Origin of the sequence: Enterocloster sp. OA13 (assembly GCF_022440595.1) — a bacterium.
In the GTDB taxonomy this organism is placed as follows: domain Bacteria; phylum Bacillota; class Clostridia; order Lachnospirales; family Lachnospiraceae; genus Enterocloster; species Enterocloster hominis.
On sequence record NZ_JAKNTF010000001.1, the window covers coordinates 4,127,174 to 4,152,898 of the forward strand.

General features: G+C 48.1%; 19 protein-coding genes. 3 read left to right on the forward strand and 16 right to left on the reverse strand.

The annotated features are described in order from the left end of the window. Window positions 1-11: 11 nt before the first annotated feature. Genes MCJ35_RS18275 through aguA form a run of 3 tightly spaced genes read right to left on the reverse strand, consistent with a single transcriptional unit; the run spans window position 12 to window position 4,065 of the window. Entirely contained in the window at window positions 12-1,520 is a 1,509-nt protein-coding gene (locus MCJ35_RS18275; protein ID WP_025486006.1) for an amidohydrolase, read from the reverse strand. A 22-nt stretch (window positions 1,521-1,542) separates the two neighbouring features. Beyond that, the gene (locus MCJ35_RS18280) at window positions 1,543-2,943 is read right to left on the reverse strand and encodes an MATE family efflux transporter (protein WP_025486005.1); all 1,401 of its coding nucleotides are present in this window, start codon (window positions 2,941-2,943) and stop codon (window positions 1,543-1,545) included. 15 nt (window positions 2,944-2,958) lie between these two features. After that, window positions 2,959-4,065: an agmatine deiminase gene (aguA, locus tag MCJ35_RS18285; protein WP_008719024.1), complete on the reverse strand. Its 1,107-nt coding sequence runs from the start codon at window positions 4,063-4,065 to the stop codon at window positions 2,959-2,961. Window positions 4,066-4,290: 225 nt separating this feature from the next. Between aguA and MCJ35_RS18290 the strand changes: the two genes are divergently transcribed. Then, window positions 4,291-5,088: a helix-turn-helix transcriptional regulator gene (locus tag MCJ35_RS18290; protein WP_025486003.1), complete on the forward strand. Its 798-nt coding sequence runs from the start codon at window positions 4,291-4,293 to the stop codon at window positions 5,086-5,088. A gap of 74 nt (window positions 5,089-5,162) precedes the next feature. On the opposite strand, the gene MCJ35_RS18295 is transcribed toward MCJ35_RS18290, so the two are convergent. The 5 genes from MCJ35_RS18295 to MCJ35_RS18315 form a co-directional block, all read right to left on the reverse strand. Then, the gene (locus tag MCJ35_RS18295) at window positions 5,163-6,710 is read right to left on the reverse strand and encodes a glycoside hydrolase family 28 protein (RefSeq protein WP_025486002.1); all 1,548 of its coding nucleotides are present in this window, start codon (window positions 6,708-6,710) and stop codon (window positions 5,163-5,165) included. Window positions 6,711-6,782: 72 nt separating this feature from the next. Further along, complete coding sequence (locus MCJ35_RS18300; protein ID WP_025486001.1) at window positions 6,783-9,929, reverse strand: alpha-mannosidase; 3,147 nt, start codon at window positions 9,927-9,929, stop codon at window positions 6,783-6,785. 46 nt (window positions 9,930-9,975) lie between these two features. Next, on the reverse strand, window positions 9,976-10,821 hold the full coding sequence (locus tag MCJ35_RS18305) for a carbohydrate ABC transporter permease (RefSeq protein ID WP_008719031.1): 846 nt from the start codon (window positions 10,819-10,821) through the stop codon (window positions 9,976-9,978). Window positions 10,822-10,823: 2 nt separating this feature from the next. After that, a complete protein-coding gene (locus tag MCJ35_RS18310) occupies window positions 10,824-11,717 on the reverse strand; it encodes a carbohydrate ABC transporter permease (RefSeq protein ID WP_008719033.1) in 894 nt (297 codons plus the stop codon). Window positions 11,718-11,795: 78 nt separating this feature from the next. Beyond that, window positions 11,796-13,139, reverse strand: coding sequence for an ABC transporter substrate-binding protein (locus MCJ35_RS18315; protein ID WP_025485998.1), 1,344 nt, complete (start codon window positions 13,137-13,139; stop codon window positions 11,796-11,798). Window positions 13,140-13,357: 218 nt separating this feature from the next. Between MCJ35_RS18315 and MCJ35_RS18320 the strand changes: the two genes are divergently transcribed. Together MCJ35_RS18320 and MCJ35_RS18325 are read left to right on the forward strand one after the other, a co-directional pair. Further along, on the forward strand, window positions 13,358-15,124 hold the full coding sequence (locus MCJ35_RS18320) for a sensor histidine kinase (RefSeq protein WP_025485997.1): 1,767 nt from the start codon (window positions 13,358-13,360) through the stop codon (window positions 15,122-15,124). Next, window positions 15,117-16,613 (forward strand): response regulator transcription factor, encoded by a 1,497-nt coding sequence (locus tag MCJ35_RS18325; RefSeq protein ID WP_025485996.1) that lies wholly within the window; start codon window positions 15,117-15,119, stop codon window positions 16,611-16,613. The genes MCJ35_RS18320 and MCJ35_RS18325 overlap by 8 nt, the downstream gene beginning before the upstream one ends. A 91-nt stretch (window positions 16,614-16,704) precedes the next feature. Here the strand turns inward: MCJ35_RS18325 and MCJ35_RS18330 are convergent, their stop codons facing one another. The 8 genes from MCJ35_RS18330 to MCJ35_RS18365 form a co-directional block, all read right to left on the reverse strand. Continuing rightward, window positions 16,705-18,114: a right-handed parallel beta-helix repeat-containing protein gene (locus tag MCJ35_RS18330; protein ID WP_025485994.1), complete on the reverse strand. Its 1,410-nt coding sequence runs from the start codon at window positions 18,112-18,114 to the stop codon at window positions 16,705-16,707. A 41-nt stretch (window positions 18,115-18,155) separates the two neighbouring features. Continuing rightward, window positions 18,156-19,649 (reverse strand): glycoside hydrolase family 32 protein, encoded by a 1,494-nt coding sequence (locus tag MCJ35_RS18335; RefSeq protein ID WP_025485992.1) that lies wholly within the window; start codon window positions 19,647-19,649, stop codon window positions 18,156-18,158. A gap of 13 nt (window positions 19,650-19,662) precedes the next feature. Beyond that, window positions 19,663-20,493, reverse strand: coding sequence for a carbohydrate ABC transporter permease (locus tag MCJ35_RS18340; RefSeq protein ID WP_025485990.1), 831 nt, complete (start codon window positions 20,491-20,493; stop codon window positions 19,663-19,665). 23 nt (window positions 20,494-20,516) lie between these two features. Next, window positions 20,517-21,401, reverse strand: coding sequence for a carbohydrate ABC transporter permease (locus MCJ35_RS18345; protein WP_025485989.1), 885 nt, complete (start codon window positions 21,399-21,401; stop codon window positions 20,517-20,519). Window positions 21,402-21,437: 36 nt separating this feature from the next. Beyond that, a complete protein-coding gene (locus MCJ35_RS18350) occupies window positions 21,438-22,670 on the reverse strand; it encodes an ABC transporter substrate-binding protein (RefSeq protein WP_025485988.1) in 1,233 nt (410 codons plus the stop codon). 262 nt (window positions 22,671-22,932) lie between these two features. Next, window positions 22,933-23,916, reverse strand: a complete 984-nt coding sequence (locus tag MCJ35_RS18355) for a LacI family DNA-binding transcriptional regulator (protein ID WP_008719049.1) — start codon at window positions 23,914-23,916, stop codon at window positions 22,933-22,935. 149 nt (window positions 23,917-24,065) lie between these two features. Further along, window positions 24,066-24,680 carry a dihydroxyacetone kinase subunit L gene (locus MCJ35_RS18360; protein ID WP_025485987.1) on the reverse strand — a complete coding sequence of 205 codons (615 nt, stop codon included), beginning with the start codon at window positions 24,678-24,680 and terminating at the stop codon, window positions 24,066-24,068. A gap of 11 nt (window positions 24,681-24,691) precedes the next feature. Then, window positions 24,692-25,702, reverse strand: a complete 1,011-nt coding sequence (locus tag MCJ35_RS18365; protein ID WP_025485986.1) for a dihydroxyacetone kinase subunit DhaK — start codon at window positions 25,700-25,702, stop codon at window positions 24,692-24,694. Window positions 25,703-25,725 lie beyond the last annotated feature (23 nt).

Consider the following 25,725-nt stretch of genomic DNA (forward strand, 5'->3'; position numbering starts at 1 on the left):
TAACCACTGCATTAAGCCTCATAGACAACCTTGCCATCCACAATGGTCATCTGTACCTTAAAGTTGACAATATCATCCGGCTCCTCGTATGGATCCCGGTCAAGGACCGTAAAATCTGCATATTTGCCAACCTCCGTACTTCCCCGTTCCTTCTCCTCAAACGCCGCATACGCACAGTTCCAGGTATAGCACCTGATTGCCTCCGTCACGCTCATCCTTCTCCCCGGATGGGAGCTGTTCACAAGGGAGTGGATTCCCGACAACGGATTCAAACCGTTGATCGGCGAGTCGGAACCTCCGGCAAATACCAGGCCGGAATCAATCCAGGTCTTATAACATTCCATGCGGGCGGTCCGCTCCTTGCCAAAATACTGTTCCAGGTGTCCGCCGGGAAAATCATAAAGGTAGAGGTATTCCGGCTGTGCGGATATGACCAGCCCTAACTCAACAGCCATCTGGATCTGTTCGTCCGTTGGCAGGGTAAAATGTTCAATGCGGTGACGCAGGCCCTTGTCCCCCTGTTCCTTGATTACCCTCTGGTAGATATAGAGGATCTGGTCAATGGCCCGGTCCCCCATGGCATGGAAACTGCATTGCCTGCCATCCGCATGGGCTTTGGACACAATATGGTACAGCTCCTCATCCGTGTGATAAAGGAATCCCCGTGTTTCCGGCCGGTTGTCATATGGCCGGCTAAGGGCCATTGTCCACTGTACATCGGCCCCGTCCAGGGTAAGGCATCCGCCATGGCGCGGGAGATGGAACTCCTCTGCATCTTCATAGCGCCATATCTGTGGATAGATAACCATATGTATGGGCATGGAATCCTGTTTTTTCTGCCAGATACGGATATCCTTATTATTGCGGACAAACTGCCCTTCCAGCCCATGGAAACCCGTAATCCCCAGGCTTAATGCACTGGCGATGAAATCATCCATCATCCCTTCCAGATGTTCCTCGTCAATGGTGTCCATGATATCCATCAGCGCGATGAACTGGGCCGTATCGGAATTAATGATGCCCGTGTCATAATGCACCCCGTCCAGGTCCTCAGGGAATACCAGCTGGCTCAGTGCCCTTGTGTTCAGGGTGCTTCCATGTCCGTCCAGATTCAGGATCATGACTTTCTTTCCATGGGAAATCCGGTCGATGTCCGTGCGTGTGGGAACATTACCGCCCTCCATCATCACAGGCAGGTAACCGGATGCCAGGACTAAATCATCCTCAGAGGAAGCACAGCGTTCCTCCACCAGTTCCAGGACCTCAGCCGCACTCTTTGCATTGACAAGATTAACGGCGCTGGCCGTGACAGCGGAAAGCGAAGCGTGGATATGGGAATCAATGAGACCGGTAACGATTGTGCTGTCCGGCAGATTCAGGACCGAGACACCCTCCGGAACCGGACAGCCGGAGCCGATGGCTGCAATTTTCCCCTGATTAACGGCCACCCAGGTTGCTGTTGGATTCGATTCATCCATGGTAATGATTTTCTTTGCGTTGATTACCAGATCATATTTCATTGTTCATAACTCCTTTCAGAAACTATAGCCCGGACTGCTGCGCTTTTAAATTCCCGGTCTCCTTCACTATGAAACCAATTGCCAGGCAAAATGCCAGTAAATCCGACAGGAACTGGCTGTACCAGACCCCCATGACCCCAAACACGGATGAGAGCAGGAACATCAGTGGAATCACCACCACATACCGGCTTATGCCGATAATGATGGAAATCCTGACTTTTTCCACCGACTGGTAATAACAGGAAATAAAATATGCAGTCATACCAAGACTGGTCAGACATGTAAACAGGCGTATGGCGCGGGCGCCTGTCACAATCAGCTCTGCGTCGCCTCCTGCAAACAGCCGTATGATGGCCGGCGCAAAAATCACCACCGGGAGACTCACCACAATCAGCACCAGAAGATGGATCCGGATTCCCGACCGGAGCAGTTCCAAAAGACGTCCGGGCTTTCCTGCCCCATAGTTGAAGCTGGCAATGGGCTGAAGGCCATTTGCCATGGTCTGGGAGAAAATCATGACCGTATAGGCAATATAGGAATTGATGATGCCAAAGGCAGCCAGTTCAAGGTCTGAACCGTATCTTCCCAGCAGATGGTTGATGACCAGGGTAGAGATGAAGATGGCTGCCTGAAACCCCAGATACGGAAGTGCGATCTTAAAGGATGCCGCCACCAGTGAAAAGTCAATCTTCAAATCGGAAAGACGTATTTTAAATATTGTATCTCTATTAAACAAAAAGTAAAGTATTGCCATGAAACTAAGCCCCAGGGTACAGCCATAATAGATACCTGCCCCAAGGATGCCGATTTTCAGCACCATGACCCCATAGTACAGGATTGCCAGGGCAGTCATGGACGCTGCGCCCATGGCAAAGGAGGCGATACCCGGTTTTTCGTCCACCCGGAGTACAGAACCGAGAATCTGTCCCAGCACACAGAACGGAAGGCCGAACATGAATGCCCTGATGAAAATCACACATTCATTAACCAGCTCCGCAGGCGCTCCCAAAAAAGCAGCCACGGTCCTGGCATAAAAAAATACCAGGGCTGAAAAGACGGTCATCATGACAGCCATGAACCAAAAGACCGTGGAGAAGGTTTTCCTGGCGCCTTCCTCATCCCCGTCCCCCAGTTTAATCGCCGCAAGGCTGCTGATGCCAATGCCAAGCCCTGTTCCCAAGGCAAGGTTTAAGGTCTCAATGGGCATGACAATGGAAATGGTGGCAAGGCCGCTGCGTCCTAAGGCGTTGCCGATGATGATTCCCTCCGCAATGACCATGACAGCCTGGGCCAGCATCCCCCAAAATGTGACTACGCTGTAGTGAATGAATAAGGACTTAATGTCCTTCGTGCCCATTTCCCGTTCTTCCTCGGAATATTCAACGGCACCGGCCACTGTAACAGCTTCCTCTGCATATGACATGGATGGACCTCCTTTCTATTGTCTGGGGGCGGGATCCGGCTGCTGTAATGCCATGCAGTGGATATTGCCTCCGCAAAGGGACCATTCCCTGGTCCAGATTTTAATGATCTGCCTGTCAGGCATCAATTTGGCATACAGGTCGCATGCAACCTGGTCCATGGGATCCCCGTACTGTGGAACAAGCAGCGCATGGTTCATGAAATAGCAGTTAATATAAGTGACTGCCAGCGGAAGTCCTGCAACCCTGGACGCCGCGGCTTCACAGATATCGATTCCGGCATTTTCCTCCTCAGTAATATGTAATATATCCGGAAGGGGAATCTTATGGATCTCCAGCCTGCGTCCCCTGGCATCCGTTTCACTGCTCAGGATATCATAAGCCTCCTTTAACGGTTTATAATGGGGGTTATTAACATCATCGGTCCATGAGAGGGCCACCACCCCCGGCCTGACAAAGAAACACACATCGTCCACATGTCCGTCTGTCTCGTCAAATGCCATGCCGTCCTTTAACCAGATGACTTTTTCAAGATTCATATATTCCTTCAGGTATTCCTCCACCTGTTCCTTAGTCATATGAGGATTCCTGTTCCTGTTTAAGACACTGTTTTCCGTGATGATCAGGGTTCCCTGGCCATCGACCTGGGTGGCGCCCCCCTCCAGCACCATTTTCCTGGCATCATATCGGTCATAGTCTTCCAGGTCCAGCAGCTTGGCTGCAAATTCCGAATCATACTTCCATGGGAAATAAAGTCCGCCCTCCAGTCCGCCGTAGGCATTCCATCCCCATGTGACGCCGCGCATATCTCCTTTATCATTGATGACATAGAAAGGCCCTTTGTCCTGGGCCCAGGCGTCGTCCGTAGACATCTCCACCACCCGCACCGCTTCCGGGAGACGCGCCCTGGCATTCTCATACTGACCGGATGAACAGAATACGGTCAGCTTATCGTATTTTATGATTTCCTTTGCCACATCCACCAATACCTGCTGGGCCGGTTTGCCCCCGTTCCTCCATGTATCCGTTCTCTCAGGCCAGATTAAAAAGTCCTGTCTGCGTGGTTCAAACTCTCCCGGCATACGGAACCCGTCCTTCTTTGGCGTACTATGAATTATTTTCATGATAAATCCCCTCCTGTCCAATTTAAATCACTTCCAAATATATTCGGTAATCCCATCATACGGGATTTATACGAAAGGTACAATTACCCGGAGGCAGTACCACGAAAATTACTACCTGCCATAACACTTTCGTTCTATAAACCTTACGTCCGTCTACTCCCCCCTTGATTGTATTTCCCGTTTCTATATGCTAAAATAGGCATATCAGAATGGGAGAGGGGAATTATGGTGACTTTGACAGAGGAAGACTGGAGAAAGTTAGATGACTGTATCCTGAAAATCCATACCACTGAGGCACTGGATGCGATGCAAAGACAGTTTATGGAAGATTTGGACGGACTGATTCCAAACCAGAAGTCCTTTTTTGATCTGTGCAGCTGTAAAGACGGACAGTTCCATTTCTTCCACCCGGTATCCGTAAATATGACGGTGGAGCAGATTACTTCATATTATAAACAGTATCAGTTCTCGGATTATGTGGCATGGATTTTCAATACCGACCAGCCCATCATCTACAGCGACTCAGATATCGTCAGTAATCCTGTCCGGGAAAATTCCCTGATTTACAAGCGGTGGATGGAACCCATGGGTGTCTACTACAGCATGGGGAGCACAATCGTTGAACACCAGATCATGTTCGGTTCAATCACGCTGTTCAGAAGCCGTGATACCAGCGACTTCGGCGAACGGGAAATAGAAATCCTGAAAATCCTGAACCGCCACCTGTCCGCCAGCTTTTCCATGCGTTTTCCAAATGGATTAAAAAAGAATGATAAAGAAACCGACAAAAGCCGGATGAAGCGGTACGGCCTGACGGAGAGGGAGGAGGAAATCATGGAGCTGATCATTTCCGGCATCAGCAATCAGCAGATTGGTGAAAAACTCTTCATCTCGGAAAATACCGTTAAGAAACATATTAATAATCTGTACCGGAAGCTTGACGTGGTCAACCGCTCCCAGCTTATGACAAATTACTATAATCAGGCATCCATGCTGGTGGATATTAATGAGAGGAAGGATTAGGGCGGTTAAATCAAAAACCCTATAACACAAAACAAACAGCACCCCCCAGCATTCAGGATGGTGCTGTTTATGGTTTATTTCACATCATACAGCCGGATTTTATCTCTTGTATTGCAGCTGCGGGGGATTATCTCGACCTGTTCAAGCTCCAGACCGTCCACATGGCGGACCCATATCCCGCATGCGTCCACATCCCCAAAGGTGTTATTTTCCGGATATTGGTATAGATATTCTTCAATCGGATGTGGGATATCCAACATTTCTTCATTATCGCAATACACCGCCTTAAATAATTTCACCTTAATATTTTTAACGGCCTTTCGGATGTTTTTTCCTTCTTCGTTCCGGGCCTCAAATCCAAATATCAGGCTTGGCACTTCTACCCCCGTGGCATTTATATTCTCAATTGTGACATCCTCTATCATCCCACCCCAATATCTTCCGCTGCCATCCGGCGTATAGCCGGACTTATACTGATTGCGCATGTTAAGACATAGGAATAACGGGCAAAGCACCCTGTCCATGGTTATGTTACGCACGGTAATATCTGAAATCCGGCTGCCGTCCGCTGACTCGATAGAAATTCCTGATGTGCTTCCCGGATAAATATCGGGCATGAAAAAGCAGCAGTTTTCCACCAGTACATTGGAAATATTGTATTTTGTCTCCGTACCTATCTTAAAGGCATTCATCACGGTAATTACATGACAGTTGTGTATATATATATCCTCCATGTCCCGTCCCGTCTCCTGTGGGTTTTTGAGTACAATCCCATCGTCAGCCGTAGAAACAAAACAGTGGTCCAATTCCACATGGCTGCTTCCTGTGACATCGATTCCATCCGTATTGGCCACATGGCGGTTATTGTTGATTACGAAATCCTTCACCAGAACATCATCACAGCAAAACAGGTTCAGGGTCCAGTTCATGGCATCCTCGAAAATAACATTTTCAATCCGTACATTCCTGCAGCCATTGAACCATACCATATAATCCGGTCTTGAAGTGGGTCCGATTCCCTCCAGATACTTATCCTCTGAAAACCGTATCCTGCGCCTGTAGTTATAACGCAGCGCTGTTTCCGGCAGTTCCAGGTCAATGGTTCCCCGGGGTGCCAGATGGCTGTATGGCAATGGTTCCATCCTTGGCTTCAGTTTTGGCTCATATACATAATATTCCCCATTCCCGCACACTTTTCCTCCCCCTGTAATTACCAGGCCAGAGGCTCCCTCCGCGCGCAGGAACGCCCGGTCCATCCTTGCGTTCTCCCTGGTCGCTGCAATTGCTGCGCCCGGGGCAATATGCAGCGTTGTATTATCATATAGATACACCGTTCCCATGAGGAAGGTCCCCTCCCTTACCAGGATTGTACCCCCTCCGGCCCTGCGGCATGCATCTGCGGCGGCCTGGAATGCCTCCGTATTCAGCCTTCCCTCCTGTGCAACAGCGCCAAAATCCCGGATATCAAATACCGGCTTTTCCGGCGTATGCTGAGGAATGGGCTGCTTAAAGTCGATGTATTTTTCAAAAGGTAACCCTTCATAGTAATCCCCTTTGTAAACATTTCCCAATTCCGGGTAGGTCGGCGTCTCAAACTGTATTTCATTTTGTGTCTTATCCATCAATTTATTCCTCCTGCCGCTATTCGTTTAACTGTGTAGATAAATGTCTTAAGATTGCCTCATCCCAGATTCTTACATAAGAAGGCGTATGGTCTGGATTTCATATGGTTTCACATGCAAGGGAACCGTATCCCCATCCACAGCCAGTTCAGCCTGATCCTGCTCCAGCATATTGCACCGGAACGCCGCTCTGACCTGTGACGCCAGCTTAAGCCGGACAACACAATCCCGGTTAAACGCCTCATAAAGTCTCACGATGATCCCATTCCCATCATCTGCCGGCTTTATTACCTCCAGGATTACATTACTGCTGTCCACCGCCGCAAAAGCCTGGCCGGGAACCACCGGACCGCCGCTCTCCTCCTTAACCAGGGCTTCCATCGGATTGTTGAACGCATATGCCTTCTGGATGATTCCGGCCGTTTTCCAGCTGCCCTCATGAGGACACAGGGAATATGCAAATCCGTGATGCTCCCTGTCCGCATCCGGATTCGGATAAACAGCTGATTTGAGAAGGGTTAAGCCGATTACACCGTCATGGATATCGCATCCGTATTTACAGTCGTTCAGAATACTGAGTCCATAACCGTCCTCGGACAGGTCAATCCATTTGTGGGCACATACCTCGAATTTTGCCTGGTCCCATGAAGTATTCCGGTGAGTGGCGCGTTTTACATTTCCATACTGGATTTCATAAGTTGCTTCTGACGCATGGATGTTCACAGGGAAATAGTTTCTTAATAAAATCTGTTTTTCCCTCCAGTCAATCTGGTATTGGAGGTCAATGCGGTCCAATTGGGAATAGAAGATTAAATCCTGTTGGATTCTCGAGTCCAGATACATATGGACCACGCGGATCACAGTCCGTACCGGGCCGCTTTCCAACACTGTAATCTGTGCATCCGTATCAATGGGATACGCTTTTTCAGTATAATAATCATTGATATCCCAAGCATCATAATAATGCGGACGGTCCTCGTAAGTCACCAGACGGTTTCCGGTCTCATTGGCCTTAATCAGTTCACGTCCGGTCCTTTTATCCACAAATGAAGTAAACTGTCCTGCGCGGTTCAGTTTTACTGTGAAATATGGGGTTTCAACCAGCTGACCGTCAAATGAAACGCCAGTCTGCGCTTTTTCCATATCCAGTATGCTAAAAACCATATTCCCTTTTGCCGGGATTACGGGCGTGATAAAAATCCCGTTGCCATCATGTGTCTTCTGAATCGGACAGGCTGCGCCGCCTGAACATGCTGACGGATTTACCATTCGCTGCGGATATGGACAGAACACAATCCCGCTGCTCCCAAAAGCATTCATGTTATAAACAATCAGGCTGCCTTCTTCTGCCTGTATTCTTCCTGTCAATTTTCTAAGCATTGCAGATTTCAGGGCATTTCCCCGCTCAAACAGCTCTGTATATTCCTTTTTCGAGTCCTCATAAACCTCCCCGCAGGATGAACCCGGAAGGATATCATGGAACTGGTTCCGCAAAAGGATTTTCCACAATTCTTCCAGTTCCTCCCTGTGATCCTCCTGTTCCGCTCCCCACAGGCCCAAAACAGCCTCCAGGCCTTCCAGGTTCTCCAGAAGGAACTCGCCCCTGCGGTTATACTTTTTGTTGCGCGCCATGGAGGTGTAGGTGCCGCGGTGATACTCCAGGTACAGCTCCCCCACCCAGGCCGGAAGCTCTTTTTTGCCGGATACCTCCTGCTCAAGCTTCGCAAAGAATTCCCCTGCGGTGCTCATCCGGGTCCTTAAACAGCCTGGAATCCCCTGTGACAGCCTGCGCTGGTTCTCCAGCATTTCCCTGGTCGGTCCCCCGCCGCCATCTCCATAGCCAAAGCACATCAGCGCCTGGTCATTCAGTTCCTTCTGGCTATAACGCTGCCAGGTGCCCTTAACCTGGGATGCGTTCAGGTTTCCATTGTATGTGGTAAAATGGGGCGGACGCTTTTTACCTTCCACCAGCAGGCTGGCATTATAATCCCTGGCTGAAATGAAATGTGTGAGTATCCGGGTTCCATCAATCCCTTCCCACAAAAAGGTATCATAGGGCATCTTATTTGTTTCATTCCAACTAATCTTAGTGGTCATAAAGTAACGTATTCCACATTTTTCCATAATCTGCGGCAAGGCAGCAGAGTAGCCAAATACATCCGGCAGCCACAGAATTTCATTATCCACGCCAAACTCTTCCATAAAAAAGCGTTTTCCATAAACAAACTGCCGGATCAGGGATTCCCCGGATGACAGATTACAGTCCGCTTCCAGAAACATGCCGCCTTCTGCTTCCCATCGGCCTTCACGGACGCGCTGCCTGATCTGCGCATACACATCCGGAGCATTTTCCTTCACATATTCATAAAGCTGGGGCTGGCTGGACATAAAGATGAATTCCGGGTACTGGCGCATCAGTTCCAATGCCGAAGAAAAGCTTCTCACCGCCTTATCCCTCGTTACCGCCAGGGTCCAAAGCCATGCCACATCAATGTGGGTATGCCCCACCGTATAGACAGCTTCCTTTTGCCTGCCGCACTCCTTTTTGTAAAACTCCTGGTCCATGTAATCCTGGGCCTGCTTCAGGCTGTCAAAGAATTCCTTTGAGTAGGGTTTTCTCAGATCCAGAAGATTCAGGGAAGCGGTCAAAGCCCGCCGGATTACCATTGCTTTTGCACAATCCGGTTCCAAAAGTTCCAGTACATTCTGGGGCACGGCCAAATCATAATAGTATTTCTCTATCTCCCTGTGAAGTACCTTAATCCCTGATTCAAGACGCAGGCCCATGTTTTGATTACCGGTAAACGCGGACAGCTGCAGCCGGTAAATATCCCCTGCCTTGGCACTTTCACTAAGAATCACTTCCCTATGGTTCACATCCAGTCCCTGTTTTAAAACTCCGTTTAAATAGACGCGGAACTGGGGATTCGTCGCATCCCAGCTTCCCTCACGTCCGGTCCTAAGCTCATAAACCACACATTTTTCATGGAAATGGTCCGGTATCACAATATCTGTGCAGAACCAATAAAAGGTATGGTTCCCGCCCCAGACACTGTCCGCTGAAAAATCCTTCCACTCCTGACTCCCAATATTCCCTGCGTCCTTCCAACTATCCCCGGTACAGGCCATCTGATAATTTTCTATGGAGACAGCGTCTGACCAGCGCAGATTTCCTGTCTCTTTTATCAGCTTTTCGTTTCTCTCATCTATAAACTGCATCCGCTTTCCCTCTCATTCATTCCTCATCTTTCCGGAGTCCATGCTGTTATCCTTTTAATCCCGATGTACTGATTCCCTCCACCAGATGTTTCTGGAATACCAGGAAAATCAGTAACACAGGCAGGATTGATAAAGTTGCCATTGCGAACATGGCGCCGTAATCCGATGCAGCGCCCGGATCGCAGAAAAGCTTCAGCGCCAGGCTCACCGGGTACATGGCGGTCTTGCTCACATACAGCAGCGAGGACAGGAAATCATCCCACCTCCAGATAAAGGAAAAAATACAGGCGGTTACAAGAGCCGGCTTAATCAGCGGGAAAATGATGTACCGGTACAGGCCAAAGTAAGAACAGCCGTCAATCTTTGCCGCTTCATCCAGTTCATACGGTATGCCCGAAATAAAGTTGGACATCAGATATACAAAGAATCCCTGGATGGCAAAAAAGTAAGGCACGATTAAAGGCAGATAGGTTCCTACCCAGCCCAGCTTCTGGTACCACAGGTACTGCGGTATCATCAACACCTGCGCCGGGAGCATCATGGACAGCAGCATGGCCGTAAACAGGATTTTCTTTCCCTTAAACTGGAACCTGGCAAATCCATACGCTACCAGCGAGGAGGCCATGACGGTGCCGAAGGTGGCAACCACTGAAATCACAAGGGAATTCTTAAAAAAGGTGGAAAATGTTACCTTTCCGAATCCCTTCCAGCCGTTCACATAATTTTCTAACGTAAACTTTTCCGGGATCAGGGAGCTGGCGGTGATAAATATGGTATTGGACTCCTTAAAGGAGCTCATGACCATCCACAGAAGCGGGTATATCATGGCGATTCCGATGGCAAACACACCCAGGTTATAAACTATATTTGATAAAATACGTTTTGATTTCATAACTAAAATCCTCCCTCATATACCCAGAATTTTTTGGTTGCAAACAGGGCCAGGGTAATCAGTCCAATCACTGCCAGCATGACCCACGCAAGGGCCGCGCCGTAGCCTGTATTGTAGAACTCAAAGGATTGCTGGTACATGTAAACCGTATAGAGCAGTGTGGAATTTAACGGTTTTCCCTCTGTAATGATGTAGCATTGGGTAAATGCCAGGAACCCGCTTATGGTCTGCATCACCAGATTAAAGAAAATGGTAGGCGTCAGCAGCGGAAGGGTAATCTTAAAGAAACGGTATACCGGGCCGGAGCCATCCACCATGGCCGCCTCATAAAGCGAGGACGGAATCTGCTTTAACGCGGAAAGGAAAATCAGCATGGAGGAGCCAAACTGCCATACCACCAGAAGGATCAGCACCCAGATGGCCGTACTTGTATTCCCCAGCCAGGAAACGCTGCAGTTGACGCCCACCGCCTGGAGAAGGGAATTAATTACCCCATCCGAGGAAAACATCCGCTTCCAAAGAACGGAAACAGCTACCGAACCGCCGATAATGGAGGGCAGGTAGTAAGCGGCCCTGTAAAACCCTGAAAGCTTTGAGTTCTTAAGAAGAAGCATGGCCACAAACAGCGCAAACAGCAGCTTAAGGGGAACTGACACAAAGGCGAAGAAGAAGGTCACCTTCAGCGTTTTAAAAAAGGTTACATCCCGCAGCATATGCTTAAAATTCTCCAATCCTGTAAATACAGGCGGCGAGAGGATATTATAATCACAGAAGGAATAATACAGGGACATTCCCATTGGTACCACCAGGAACATAAAAAAACCGATAATAAAAGGCAGTGTAAAAAAATAACCCGCCGTATTCTTTTGATTTGCCAGTCGCTTGATTCTATTCATCTCAAATTCACCCTCTTAAAAGTTAATCGGGAAAACATTTTGTTTTCCCGACCTCTGATTTCCATGGTTGACGTATTCTTATTTTGACATCATTTCATTGCCTCTTGTAAAAAGCTCATTGCCGGCCTCCTGGGCTGTCATCTGCCCATAGCATACCTGTTCCTCCAATTGGTTCAGCAAATCAATCACCTCGCTGGCCCCGCTTGTGGCAGGTGGATTGACCTGGGAAGAATTAGGGCTTGCCACATTATTTATATAGGCAATCATCTCCTGTTCCGGCTGGGGCAGCTTGGACGCTATGGCGTCCGCCACGGATTGGGATACAGGAACGCCGCGTTCACCCAGAAGAATATCGTTGCACTCTGTGGAATTATTAAACCAGTTAATAAACTTAATTGCCTCCTCCGGATTCCTGGCGTCCCTGGAAACGCATAAAAACTGGTTTGGTTTTAAATAATTGGACTTCTTTACATCATTGGAAGGCCATGTGGTAATTCCAATCTCATTATCTTCCGCAGAGGACTCCACCAGAACCGGATACTGGTTGGAGAAATGGAAGGTACACCAGGCCATACTCTCCGGGCTGGTTCCATAAACAAGCGGATTCAGCTCCGTGGTCTTGGTACGCTCCACAAAAACAGAGGGCGACAATAACCAGCCTTCTTTAGTGCCCGTCTCATACAGGTCAAAATATTCCACATAATCAGACGCTTCTCCCCCAAGCCTGCCGTCCTCAAACATGGTAATGCCCTTGGACCGCAGCAAATATTCCACATACTGCTCCCCGTCCCCATACGCAATATTCGTCTTATATCCGGTCTTTTCATAAATCTGCCTGCATGCATCCAGAAATTCATCCATACTCATGTTTTCATGGATGTCCACACCCGCCTGCTCTGTTACGGTCTTGCTGTAGACAAACGATGGGGCGGCAATTCCGATACACAGGGCATACAGGCCGTCCCCCGACTTGCCGGATGCAATAATATCCTGATTACAGTCCGAGATATCCAGAAGTCCGCTCTCCACATACGGTGTCAAATCAGCCAGTAAGCCATTTTTCACATATTGGTCCAGATATTTGTAATCCATCTGAATAATATCCGGCAGTGAATTACCGGCCGCAGCGGTCGCCAGCTTATTCCAATAATCCGAATACTCGGATGGCTGTCCGTCAAAGGTGATATTCGGATTCTGCTCCGTATACAAATCCAGCACCTTCTGCGTCCTCTCATTTCTCGTCTGGTTCCCCCACCAGGCAAATATAAGTTCTCCCTCACTGCTGCTGGCCCCATTGGACTTTACCTTGGCCTGGGTAACTGCATCCGAAGAATCTGACTGTCCCGCCGTCTGTCCCCCGCCGCATCCGGCGCATGCCATAACCGTCATGGCAGCCGCCAGCATGAATGCTGTCTTTTTCATTTGAAACGCCTCCTATGCTTTGTTTTGTTGACTTTATTTTACCAGGATGCCGGATATGCCGTTAGCCCTAAAACCGGCTGGATTGTCCCAAAAAACCGACCTGTTCCCAAAAAACAGTGTTTCCTTTACCAAAAAACCGCTGCCTTTCTCTCCCTGGTTGCCTTTGCATTTCCAATGAATTATAATGAGGTTGGAATACAAGAACGGAGGAGGGAACTATGGGTTCCATCAAAAAACACTTTAATAACGCATCCCTGAAGAACAAGCTGTTCTCCATTATTTTGCTTAATGTAATCATCATCCTGTTCTGTTCTCTGTGCGGCAACTATCTATGCACCAGAATGTACAATGAACTGCTATTTAAGACAATTGCCGGCAATCTGTCCGTTTCTTCTTACAGTATATCAGAAAAGCTGCAGAACATAGAAACCATTTCTTCCAGCTTGATTGCCGACCAGGCGGTCCAGGAACAGCTGACCGCCCTGAAGGAATCCGACGACGCCATTGTCCGGAACAATGCCAACCGGACCCTGAACACCATACTGTTAAGCCATTTCGCCTCCCTGAAATCCAGCGGCGTGGCCTATATCTCCCTCTATAATGACGCTTTCTCCAACTGTACCAACTGGGCCCTTCTGTCCAAAACAGACCCTGAAATGATCCGGGCCGCCAGGGAAAACGCGGAGCATATGGGAGGCGCCGTCACATGGAATTACAGGGGGCGCAACGATTACCTCCTGCTCACAAGGAGTATCCTGAAGATTGACAACCTGTCCTTCTCAAATCTGGGAAGCCTGGTAATCGCAGTTGACTTAGACCAGGCGGTCAGGGCATCAAACCAGGCGTCTGCGCTCTTCAATGGCTCCGAGTATATCATAACGGACCAGGATAACCAGGTCATCTATGCCTCAAGCGCCCTTTCCGACGGTGACGCCGAATACTTTATGTCCAACTCAACGAAGCCTTACCAGCTTCTTACCTCCAACGGCCACACCTATTTTACGGTCATCGGAAACCTGCCGCGCTTTGAATACAGATACATAAGCCTGATTCCATTTGACTCCATTGACCAGTCCCTTAAGCTTGCCCTGGGTCTCATGGTTCTTGGACTGATTCTTGGATTCCTGCTGGTAGTGCTTCTTTCCACACGCCTAATCCGCTACATTGTAGGGCAGTTCAATTCCCTGATTACAAAAATGCAGGCCTTCCGTGAAGATAAGCTTCCTCTATCCATGGAAGAAAACGAATACAGCCTGCGCGAAGACGAGCTGGGCAAGCTCCACCAGCAGTTTGACCAGATGGCCGGCCGGATACAAACACTTGTGAAGGTTAATTATGTCAATGAAATCCTTACAAAGGACGCCCGGCTGAAAGCTCTGGAATCCCAGATTAATCCTCATTTTCTCTATAATACACTGGAATCCATTAACAGCATTGCGAAAATGCACGGTAATACTACCATAACCCAGATGGTCAGCGCGCTGGGCAATCTCCTGCGCGCCACCCTTTCCCATGAGGAACCGCTGGTCTCCCTTTCCTATGAATTGGAACTGGTAGAATCCTATATGACCATACAGAAAGTCCGTTTTGAAGACCGCCTGATATATGAAATCCACGGAAATCCCCTTCTGACGGATGTCTCCATCCCGCCTCTCACCATACAGCCTCTGGTGGAAAACGCGATTCACTATGGAATGGAGGAAATGACGGACGAATGCCGCATCCTTGTAGATACCCTTTTGGCAGATGGCACCGTCACCATACAGGTGAAAAATCAAGGCTCCTATTTTGAGCCTGGACTTTTAGAAAAACTGGAAAAAAAGGAAAAGCAGCCAAATGGTTTTGGCATCGGTTTACTGAACATTAACCAGAGAATTAAAATACTATTCGGAGACGCCTATGGCCTCACCCTGTACAATGAGGGTTCCTACGCCGTGGCATCCATTACCCTTCCATATGAAACCAAAGGAGACGCTGATGTTTAAACTGATTATTGCTGATGATGAGCGCCTGATACGCGAAGCGCTGTCCACCACCATTAACTGGAAAGACCTTGATATTGAACTGACTGGCATATGCCGCAATGGAATTGAAGCTTACGATATGATTTTAGACGAATCCCCGGATATCGTGCTGACCGACATCCGCATGCCCGGAATGAGCGGTCTGGATCTTATCCGGCGTACCAGCGAAGCCGGCATCCCGGTTCAATTCATCCTTCTGTCCGGATATGGAGAATTTGAGTACGCAAAAACCGCCATGCAGTATGGTGTAAAGCACTATATCCTTAAACCGTATGACGACCAGCAGATTATAGATTGTATCCAGCAATGCAAAAAAGACTGCTGCCAGGTCCGTTTAAACAGCCGTCCCGGTATGGAACATTTCACAGCGCAAAGCAATATCCTCCACAATGTCATGTCCAGCATATTCAATGATTGTATCTGCCAGGATAGGCGGCTGGACTCCATCCTTGACAATTATGAACAGTACATTGATTTTCATTTCACATCCTATAAGCTGCTGTACGTCTATTATCTGGCATTTGAGAATCTGGAACATTTTCTTGGCCTTATTAAGGACTATGTTAAAAAGAATCTGCCCCAGACCATTATTTATGGCGTTTATGTAAACCATACCCTTCTGCTGTTCTTCCAGAATACAGGCAATAACTGCAGGCAGCTTAGAACTTTCATAGAACAGCTTTCCCTGCCCGAACAGGACGTGACCCTGGAAACACAGCTGACCACCTACTCCAGCCTGAAAAACCTGCTGGAGGATGCGGTGTGTAAGCTGAAACGTTTCGGCATGATTTACTACATCAACAATTTCCATGCCATCTATACCTGCAACTATAACAATGTGATATCACAGCTGCAGGCATTATATACCCAAATGCTTCAGGGCGGGACTGACTCCCTGGCACAGGTAGAGGAACTGTTGAACGGAATCAGCAACATAGAATTCCTCAAGCAGCTGACCGGCAATTTACTGCTCAAAATCACAGCCTCCCAGCCATCCCAGTCCACCCTGGAACTGACAAACTGGCTGATTCAGCTGGACAGGGAAACGGATTTGGCACTGCTTAGGGAAATGGTCCTTACAAAATTAAAGGATATCATACAGGCAGGGCTGATTTCCGCACAGTACAGCTCCATGACCCAGCAGATTTTTGATTATGTACATAAAAACCTGCAGGATTCCAACCTTTCCCTGAAGGGGATTGCGGAAAATCACCTGTTCATGAATGTGGATTATGTCAGCAAAAAATTCTACAGGGAAACAGGCAAAAAGTTTTCCCACTACCTGACGGAAATGAGGATTCAGCATGCAAAGGACCTGATGAAAGCCAATCCTTCCGCATCCATCCAGACCATTGCCATGCAGATTGGATGCGGAAATAATCCCAAGTACTTTTCTCAATTATTTAAAAAGCAGGAAGGGATTACTCCCACTGAATATATGGGAAAATAGGGACAGGTACGGACAATCCATATCTCTTGTCCAATACCTGTCCGAAGAACGTCACATCAAATTTTTTATACATCCCCCTATCCGGGCCTGTTTAACCATTCCTCCCTGGCGTCGGAGTAGCCCTGAATGCATTTACCGTCCTATCCATAATGACCTGTGCGTCACTTCCTGAATCAAGAACCGTATTTTGAAACGCCGCGCTTTCCACCAGCACGGTTATCACCTCAAGTTCCTGCAATTCACCAGCCGTCAGCAGCGCCCCCACCTGTGCGGAGAAACAGGAGCCGGCTTCCGGGGCCTGCGTCCCCGGTATCTGCGTGTCCTGGCCCTCCTGTGTTTCTGCGGCCTGTACCTCCGGCCCTTCAGTGGTGGCAACAATATGATTATCCGAAATATAATTCCCCTTGCCCGAAACAACGCGTATGATTACAGGTGCTGCACCGTACGGTTTAATATACCGGGCATCTATGGTTTCTGAAATATGATTGGCAATGATGGAATTATGGTTGCCGCTGATATACAGGAGACCGTACAGGTCATCCAAACCATTATCATATCCCTGCATCGGGGCCCATGGTTCATGGTCCCGTAAAAAATGATTTGCAGAAACCAGGTTTTCCGAGCATCCATCCTTAAATACCAGCATTCCCGGATAAAATGAGTGGAAGCGGTTACCTGTAACACTGGAACGCATCACGCCTGCAAAGTGGACACTGCTTGTGCCACGGGGAAAAATATTGTTGGCCGTGACCAGAAGTCCTCCAAAATTCTGGGCATAGATTGAATACCCTTTATACCCGGCCCCTATGAGGTTATCGGTTATTTTTGATGCCTGCCCCGAACCGCGCAGTTCGATACAGTTGCCGCATTCAGCTATGAAATTATCATGTATTGTCAGTGCATCCGCGTGGTAACTGGTGATTCCGTGCTCTAAATACACAATCCCCATGCCCGTAATACGGAAAGAGTCCTGGGCGCTTGCAATATAGATACCTGTTTTTCCATTTGTATATGTATTTTCCGGGTCTGCTTTTCCTGAACCATCATCCACAAAATGAAGGCCGTCAATGCAGAAATCAGCAAACTCCACGGAACTGATTCTGGGATTCCCGCTGCGCTCCACATAAAATGCGGCTCCCGCCCATTCCCTGTCATCCGCCTCCTGGGAAATATCCACAAGTATGCGGCTTCCGCCCGGCCACAGCTCATGCCAATCTGCCCATTCACCCTCCGGCGTGTTGAAACGTATGCTTGAAGATGTAAAACCATGTCCAGACCCCATGATTTTCAGATAGCTGATATCGATGACCACCTGGGTGGCAAGATGATAATCACCCGGCGGGATATAAATCACTGCCCCCGGCTTTCCTCCTCCGTCATTATCAGAATCCCGTTGCCTTCTTTTGATATCTGCAATGATGCTGTTGATTACTTCCCCAATATCCTTATATGGATTGCCAACCGTCCATTCTGTTACGTCATAATAATTTATGCCAGCCATATCATTCCCTCCGTATCATCCATACTCAATCTGATCCGCTTCTAATCATTTCCCCTAAAACAATCCTTCATTCCATAGGACTCATACTCCCGTATTACCGCCCTGCCGCCATATGTACGGATTAAAATCCGGTTCTGTGCGTTTCCGGCAAAAATATTATTGGCATGATTGTCCTGATACTCATTGGCAAAAATTTCAAGGGAACTCTGGTCTGATAGGATATGGATATCCAATTCCTTTTTTCCTTTCAGGAACATTGTGCTTCTGGAAACGCCCCTGCTCCACCCATCGGATGCATTCCTGTCCACAGACATCTGCGCATTCTTAAAATCAAACAGGCAGACTGTCTTTTTTCCCTCACCGCTGCGCAGGATTAATTCCAGCATATCTGCATCTGTTTCCTCAAGGTCAATCTTCATCTTCAGTTCAAATGCCACGCCGTCCCCGGCTTTCAGTTCGGTCTCTGCTTCTGTTACCACAAACATATCCTGGCAGATTGAATCATGCCTTAAGATTTCTGTCTCGGCAACCGGAAGGAACTGCAATGTTCCATTCTCCATCATCCTGACTTCCCTTGGAATATTGAAAAAACCGCACCAGCCTTCCTTGTACGTCGGTCCCCAGTCCTTCCATAACGGCATCCACTCCCATTCATTGGCCCATCCTATGATGATTCGCCTTCCATCCGGCGCCAGGAAGGACTGGGGCGCATAATAGTCAAATCCCCAATCAACCTCACCGCTTATATAATGACTGAACCTGCCTGTCTGATAATCAAAATCCCCCACCAGATACACAGAGGTATGTTCACCCACACCCATGGGCGAAAACATCAGGACATATTTATCACCCATGGGATAAAAGTCCGGGCATTCCCACATATGCCCCCATTCCCCGCGGCTCTCGGCCAGTACATTGAAAAAGGTCCAGTGGAACATATCATCCGACCGGTAAAGCAGCGCCTGCGCCTTATGGTCGCGGCTTGCGCCGCATACCATATAATAAGTATCCCCATGCTTCCATACCTTTGAGTCCCTGAACTGATTCACCGGAACACCTTCCGGGGCTGTCAGGACCGGGTTTCCCTCATATTTTTCAAAATGGATCCCGTCCTCGCTGTATGCAATGCACTGTGTCTGCCCAACCCCATCGCCTTCATTGGCAGCCCCCGTATACATCAGGAACAGCTTGCCATCATGCTGGGCCGCACTGCCGGAAAAGCATCCGCCCCGGGGATGGTCATCATATGTCTCACTGGGCGCCAATGCCAATGGCAGATACTCCCAGTGCATCATATCGTCACTGATTGCATGTCCCCAGTGGATACTGCCCCAGAATCCCTCATATGGATTATACTGATAAAAGATGTGATATTTCCCGCGGAAATAAATCAATCCATTGGGGTCGTTCAGCCATCCGGTCTGCGCCATGAAATGATAGCGCTGGCGCATTTTTCCATTTTTCACAATATTCTTTTTACTGTCTATCTCATGCTGGGCCTTTTCAATATTCTGCAGCATTAATTCTTTCGACATAAGACTCCTCCGCTTAACCTTTTACTGCCCCGGCCGTCATTCCCTGCACAATATACTTCTGGGCTGCAAGGGAGATGATCATCACCGGGAAACTGAACAAAAATGCTCCTGCACACATGGGCCCCAAATCCAAATTGTATGCCGACAGGAATCCTGCCAATCCAACCGTGAATGTCTTTGCATCCGTGCTGGTCAGCAGTAACGCAATGAGGAAATCATTCCATGCAAGGAACAAGGTAAATATGAATGCCGTGGCCAATCCCGGCTTACAGATTGGCAGGATGACCTTGCTAAATGTCTGTAAACTGCTTGCGCCGTCCACAAATGCAGCCTCATCCAGCGTTGTGGGGATTCCCTCATAAAAGCTTAACATGGTCCACATGACAAAGGGCATGTTAATGGCGGCATACACAATAACCAACGCAATCCTTGTATCATATAGGCCCAGATTACAAATCAGTTCATAAATCGGCACTACGATGCTTGAAGTAGGGATCATCTTTAAGCACAGGACCAGAACCACCAATACAATGGATAGCTTCGCACCCGAACGCTGGATTGCATATGCCGCAAGGGCGCCCAGGAACAATGCGATGATGGTGCTTGCCAGCGAAACACTCAAACTGTTTAACAGATATTTCAGCGCATCCATCCTTTGGAGCAGATCCGAGAAGCTTTCAACGGAAAATACCTTTGGGAAAAAGCTTGGCGGAACTGCAATCACTTCTGTTCCGGGTTTAAATGAACAACAAATGACATATATGTATGGGAAAAGCCAGCACACAGTAAGGATTACGGACAAACTGATTCCCAGCATTTTCCCAATCTCACCTTTTTTTACCACTTTTTTACACCTCCTGCCAACCGTTAGCGGCCCTGCTTCTTCGGGTTCCACAAGCTCTGCATGAATACCAGTGTGAATATGACTAAGACTGCAATAAATACCACTGCCATCGCACTTGCATAACCGGTGTCATTATACCGGGTCAGGGTCTTGTAGATAATGATGCTGATTGTTTCTGAAGAGCGGTTGGGACCGCCTTCCGTCATTGCCCAGATAATGTCAAAGGTTCTGGCGGCGTCAATGATCCTCACTGACAGGGCAGTCAGTAAAACCGGTTTGATTACGGGAAGCTTAATCGTAAATACCTGCGCAAGCATACCTGCCCCGTCTATTCTGGCGGCTTCTAACATGCTGGTATCCAGCCCCTGCAATCCGGCCAGTATCATCAGCATCATAAACGGTGTCGTGAGCCAGATATCCGCAATGCAGCATGCAAGTAAGGACCATCGTTCGTCTGCCAGCCAGAGAATATCGCTGCTGCTTGATAAAATCCCAATCCTCGTCAAAAGCTCGTTGATGATGCCAAAGCTGGAGCTCATCATTAATTTCCAGGTAAGGCCGGCCACCAACGGCGCTATCATCAGAGGCGCCATCATGAATGAACGGATGATTTTACTTCCTTTATAATCCAATTCAAAAAATAGGGCAAACAGTAAACCAACCACCGTCTCAACACCAACGGCTACTACAATATAAATCAAGGTATTCCTTAACTGTTTTAAAAAACCTCCGGCGGTAAATGCGCGGATATAATTATCCAGGCCGACCAATGATTTACTGCCTGTAATCCCGATTTCATAGAAACTGTCAATTACCATTGTAATGATTGGATATATGAGAAATGCGCCCATAAAAAGTGCACCCGGCAGGAAGAATAATAATAAAGTTTTTCTTGAAATCAATCTCATTCCCATTTACCACCTTTTAAAAGACTATCTGCCAATTTATCTGCCAATTGATTCAATTTCAGTCTTTGCCGCCTCCAATGTGGCGTTTACATCTGCCCCGCCTAAACTGGACTCTACAACGCCAATGAGAACCTCTTCAATCTGTGACCACGTAGTCACCATAGGTCTTGCCTGTGACTGCGGCGCGCTTAATGTTTCAAGGACCGCTGCTGTATGCTCATTGCCAGCTTCCTTTCCGGCTTCTTCATATACGGAAGTCCTTCCGGCAATCTTTAAGGTGAGATTCATGTAGTCTGCATTGTGGCCATACATGAATTCAACGTATTTCCTGGCCATCTCCTTATTTTCGGAATTCTTCATGACACATTCATACCAGGGTCCTGTTGTTGCCCCAATGCCCGCGCTGCCGCCAATCATCGGCGCACAGCCTACCTTATCCGCCCCAAGGGCCTTTACTGCGGCCGGGTACTGATGGCTCCAGTTGAGCTGCATTGCGGTTTTTCCGTTGGTAAAAAGTTCCTGGGACTCCGTGGCAGCCGTTGCCAGTGAATCTGCCGGTGTATAATCCGCACCTGCATTCCCAACCATGAAATTCAGTGCGTCCACATATGCCTGGTCCGTAATGTTCACATTGCCGTCCTTATCAAACACAAGTCCTTCGGCGCCTGCCTGGCATGCGAAATCCAGGAATGAACATACGGCGTCGGAACCGCTGCCGAAAACAGTGGTGCCGCTCATGTCGTCTGTTTTCAGTTCCCTGGCAAGGGTCTGGTACTCCTCCCATGTGGTTGGGACCTTCTCCTCCGGAATAAGGTCTTTTCTGTAAATCAGTATCTTCGCATTCACCCACATGGGATATCCAAGGAGATTGCCGTCGATGGTCCCGCTCTCCTGTAAGGTGGGAAGAAAATCACTTGTATCCGCATCATTCACCGCTTCTATGGCGTCTGCAAAGGCTGCCAGCCAGACCACATCCATACAGGCCACGTCATGTGCCGCCTGCTTGGCTTTAATCTCCGTGGAAAGTTTGTCATACATTCCCGTGTAAGCCACCGCATCGATGATTACCTCGCACCCGGTTTCTTCCTTAAATGCCTCTGCTGTCTCTTTTGCAAGGGCTTCTGCGGGGGAACCGCTTTCCACCAGAACCGTGATGCTGTTCTTATCTGCTTTCCTGGACCCGCCTGCGCTGTTGTTTGAGCCGCATCCAACTACCATTGTCCCTGCCATTGCTGCTGCAAGCATGATACTGAGAATCTTCTTTTTCATTGTTCTCCTCCTCTGTTTTGATTTAATGATGAATGACTTTTTACCCGGGTGGAACCCGTTCCACATTTGTGAAAAATTATGTGCCTTATTTGTTTTCCGGAAATGGAACCCGTTCCATGTTTGTGAAAAAAAATAAGGCAACTGCTTTATATAAACACATTATACGCCCTGTTTTGCATAAGTCAATACTATTTTTCACTTCAGGCTTCACTTTGTTTATAATACAAGAAAATATCCAGGCCGTTTTGTGCACTTTTAACATTCATACTATAGTTGACCCTCCTTTACGCAACTCCACTTCGAGGCTTACCTGCTTATTTTTATAAACTTTTCCATTTACCAGGTTACAGACAAGCCGCACAGACTCTTTTGCAAGTTCTTCAATCGGCTGGACGATTGCCGTAAGGGACGGCTCCACCATCTCCGTTATGAAAGTGCCGTCATATGCCACGAACTTCACATCCTCCGGGACCCTGCGGTGTCTTCTTATGGTTTCATTCATGCATTCGATGACCGGTCTGTCCACGCCAAATACACCGTCAAATTCGATTCCCTTTGCGAATACGTCTTTCACGGCTTTCTTGTAATATTCTGAATCCAGACGGTTCCTGCCCAGTTCATAATCATACGTATATATCCCATTCTCCTTCATGATACGGGCAAATTCAAAATGCCTGTCATGATATGGTGATTCCACCGTTACCTTGCCGCGGAAATGAAGCACCTTCCTGCATCCGTTATCAATCAGTGTCTTCGCTGCAAGCCTTCCGCCCTCTTTGTGGTTCACTGCGATAACAGGGATATCCTCACCCAGATACCTGTCCAATGCAACAATCGGTTTATGGATTTTCCTGTACTCTTCCACTGCCAGTGAATGGGCTCCTGTAATGACACCATCCACGATATGCCGGTTCAGCATATCCAGATATTCCAACTCCGCATTAAATTCCTTTTCCGTGGTGCAGAGCATCATCTTAAAGCCGGCCTTATATAGTTCAGACTCCACATGGTCAACGAATTCCGCAAAGAACGGATTGGATGCATTTGGCACAAGGACCGCTATGATTCCCGTCCTCTTATGATACAGATTCCTTGCAAGCTCGTTCGGCGTATAATCCAATGTCTTCATGGCTGCTTCGATCCTGCTGCGCGTCTCATCCGATACATATCCGCTGTCATTCAACATTCTGGATACCGTTCCAAGACCTACATTAGCCAGCTTGGCAACATCCCTCATACTTGCCATATATTCACCTCCTCTGTCTCTTACTTACATTTTAATTGCTTTTGATTAAAAGTCAATTAAATTTAGTCTAAAAACAGATGGGCGGCCATAGCCTATTCCCGCTTCGGTAACCCACCTGTTATTTAACCTATGTCTTCCTAATTATCCAATCATTCACTCAAAGCCTCAAAAACCAACTGTCCAACCACGGCTCCACCATCCAGGTGCCCCAGGCTCTTCTCTCCATAATAGGCAGCCCGTCCATGAACCGGCTTCATCTGTTTTGTGGCCTCTGCCCCGTCAGCAGCAGCCCTGGCCGCATTCTTTAATGCCATCTCCAGAGTTCCTCCCTCTGCAATTGTTTTCTCACAAGCATTTACAGCAGGACAAAGGGAATCCAGTATGGTCCTCTCTCCTGGCTTGGAACCTGCTTTTTCCATAATTTTATTAATCCCGGCCTGGAAGGCATCCACTATCTCCGCGGGACCTGCCTCGCACTTTCCCTTCAGGCTTCTTGCCATCCCCATAAAGCCAAAGGAAAGTATGGTTCCCAGGCTGGAGGGTGCTGCTTCATTAAAAGCATTTCCTGACTTCATGAGAATTTTTCCCAAGTCCTCTTCCTCTGACAGTTCCATCAGCATATCGACTGCCTTGAATCCATCGCTCATGGATATACCCAAATCCCCATCTCCATTCTGCTGGTCCAGCTTTACAAGATAATCTTTATTTGCCTCAATCTTTCTGCTGATTTTCTTTATTGCATTTCCTAAACCCTGTACGTCCATACTATCTTACCTCACTTATTATAATTGGTATAAAATGGAGACCTGGCAACCTGTCCTAAAAGCCCCTTTAATTCCTCATCCAGCTTCATGATGGTAAGGGACAATCCTGCCATTTCCATGGAGGTTGCATACTCCCCAATATGAGGCATGTACACACTTATCCCCTGTTCTTTCAGCATCTGATGTATACGGCGGTAAACAATGAACTGTTCTTCCAAAGGAGTTGCCCCCAGTCCGTTAACCATGACAGAAACTTCATCACCGGCTTTTAACGGCATATCTTCTGTGATTTTGTCCAAAAGTATTTCAGCCACCTGGTCCGCGTTCATCATCTTACACACCTCCAGGCCAGGCTCGCCATGAATCCCCATACCAATCTCAATCTCATCATCTGCAATTGAAAAAGTAGGTTCCCCCACCTGTGGAACGATGCATGAGGATAATGCCACGCCCATGGTCCTTATATTATCAAGCGCATGCTGTGCTGCCTGGGCTACTTCCTCCAGATTCCCGCCGTTATCTGCCTTTGCGCCTGCTATCTTAAAAGCATATACCATTCCGGCCACCCCCCTGCGGCGGTCGGCTTCTGCCTTGGGCGCGCTGGCGACGTCATCCTTTACCAGGACCATTTTCGTCTGAATGTCGTCCTCCATATCCACGGTCTCACAGGCAAGTTCAAAGTTCATCCTGTCTCCGCCATAATTGCCAAACAGCACCAGGACCCCGCTTCCCTTGTCGCAAGCCCGTATCATATCAGCCATTTTTGCTGCGGCAGGGGATGCAAACACATTGCCGACCGTACACCCATCCAGAAGTCCCTGCCCCACATAGCCCAAAAAAACAGGCAGATGGCCGGAACCTCCGGCAGTGACAATTCCTACCTTTCCTTCCCTTGCACCGTAATTGCTTAACAGAATACGGTAATCTCCATCCAGCAGCTTTACTTTATCTCCATAAGCGGCAATGATACCTTCCATTGTCTCTTTTACAAAATCTTCTGGCTTATTAATCAATTTTTTCATTATGCCCATACCCCTTTCATAGT

Coding starts and splice junctions, on each gene's coding strand:
- MCJ35_RS18275 (WP_025486006.1), bottom strand. CDS start 1,520: ATGAAATATGATCTGGTAATCAACGCAAAGAAAATCATTACCATGGAT.
- MCJ35_RS18280 (WP_025486005.1), bottom strand. CDS start 2,943: ATGTCATATGCAGAGGAAGCTGTTACAGTGGCCGGTGCCGTTGAATAT.
- aguA (WP_008719024.1), bottom strand. CDS start 4,065: ATGAAAATAATTCATAGTACGCCAAAGAAGGACGGGTTCCGTATGCCG.
- MCJ35_RS18290 (WP_025486003.1), top strand. CDS start 4,291: ATGGTGACTTTGACAGAGGAAGACTGGAGAAAGTTAGATGACTGTATC.
- MCJ35_RS18295 (WP_025486002.1), bottom strand. CDS start 6,710: ATGGATAAGACACAAAATGAAATACAGTTTGAGACGCCGACCTACCCG.
- MCJ35_RS18300 (WP_025486001.1), bottom strand. CDS start 9,929: ATGCAGTTTATAGATGAGAGAAACGAAAAGCTGATAAAAGAGACAGGA.
- MCJ35_RS18305 (WP_008719031.1), bottom strand. CDS start 10,821: ATGAAATCAAAACGTATTTTATCAAATATAGTTTATAACCTGGGTGTG.
- MCJ35_RS18310 (WP_008719033.1), bottom strand. CDS start 11,717: ATGAATAGAATCAAGCGACTGGCAAATCAAAAGAATACGGCGGGTTAT.
- MCJ35_RS18315 (WP_025485998.1), bottom strand. CDS start 13,139: ATGAAAAAGACAGCATTCATGCTGGCGGCTGCCATGACGGTTATGGCA.
- MCJ35_RS18320 (WP_025485997.1), top strand. CDS start 13,358: ATGGGTTCCATCAAAAAACACTTTAATAACGCATCCCTGAAGAACAAG.
- MCJ35_RS18325 (WP_025485996.1), top strand. CDS start 15,117: ATGTTTAAACTGATTATTGCTGATGATGAGCGCCTGATACGCGAAGCG.
- MCJ35_RS18330 (WP_025485994.1), bottom strand. CDS start 18,114: ATGGCTGGCATAAATTATTATGACGTAACAGAATGGACGGTTGGCAAT.
- MCJ35_RS18335 (WP_025485992.1), bottom strand. CDS start 19,649: ATGTCGAAAGAATTAATGCTGCAGAATATTGAAAAGGCCCAGCATGAG.
- MCJ35_RS18345 (WP_025485989.1), bottom strand. CDS start 21,401: ATGAGATTGATTTCAAGAAAAACTTTATTATTATTCTTCCTGCCGGGT.
- MCJ35_RS18350 (WP_025485988.1), bottom strand. CDS start 22,670: ATGAAAAAGAAGATTCTCAGTATCATGCTTGCAGCAGCAATGGCAGGG.
- MCJ35_RS18355 (WP_008719049.1), bottom strand. CDS start 23,916: ATGGCAAGTATGAGGGATGTTGCCAAGCTGGCTAATGTAGGTCTTGGA.
- MCJ35_RS18360 (WP_025485987.1), bottom strand. CDS start 24,680: ATGGACGTACAGGGTTTAGGAAATGCAATAAAGAAAATCAGCAGAAAG.
- MCJ35_RS18365 (WP_025485986.1), bottom strand. CDS start 25,702: ATGAAAAAATTGATTAATAAGCCAGAAGATTTTGTAAAAGAGACAATG.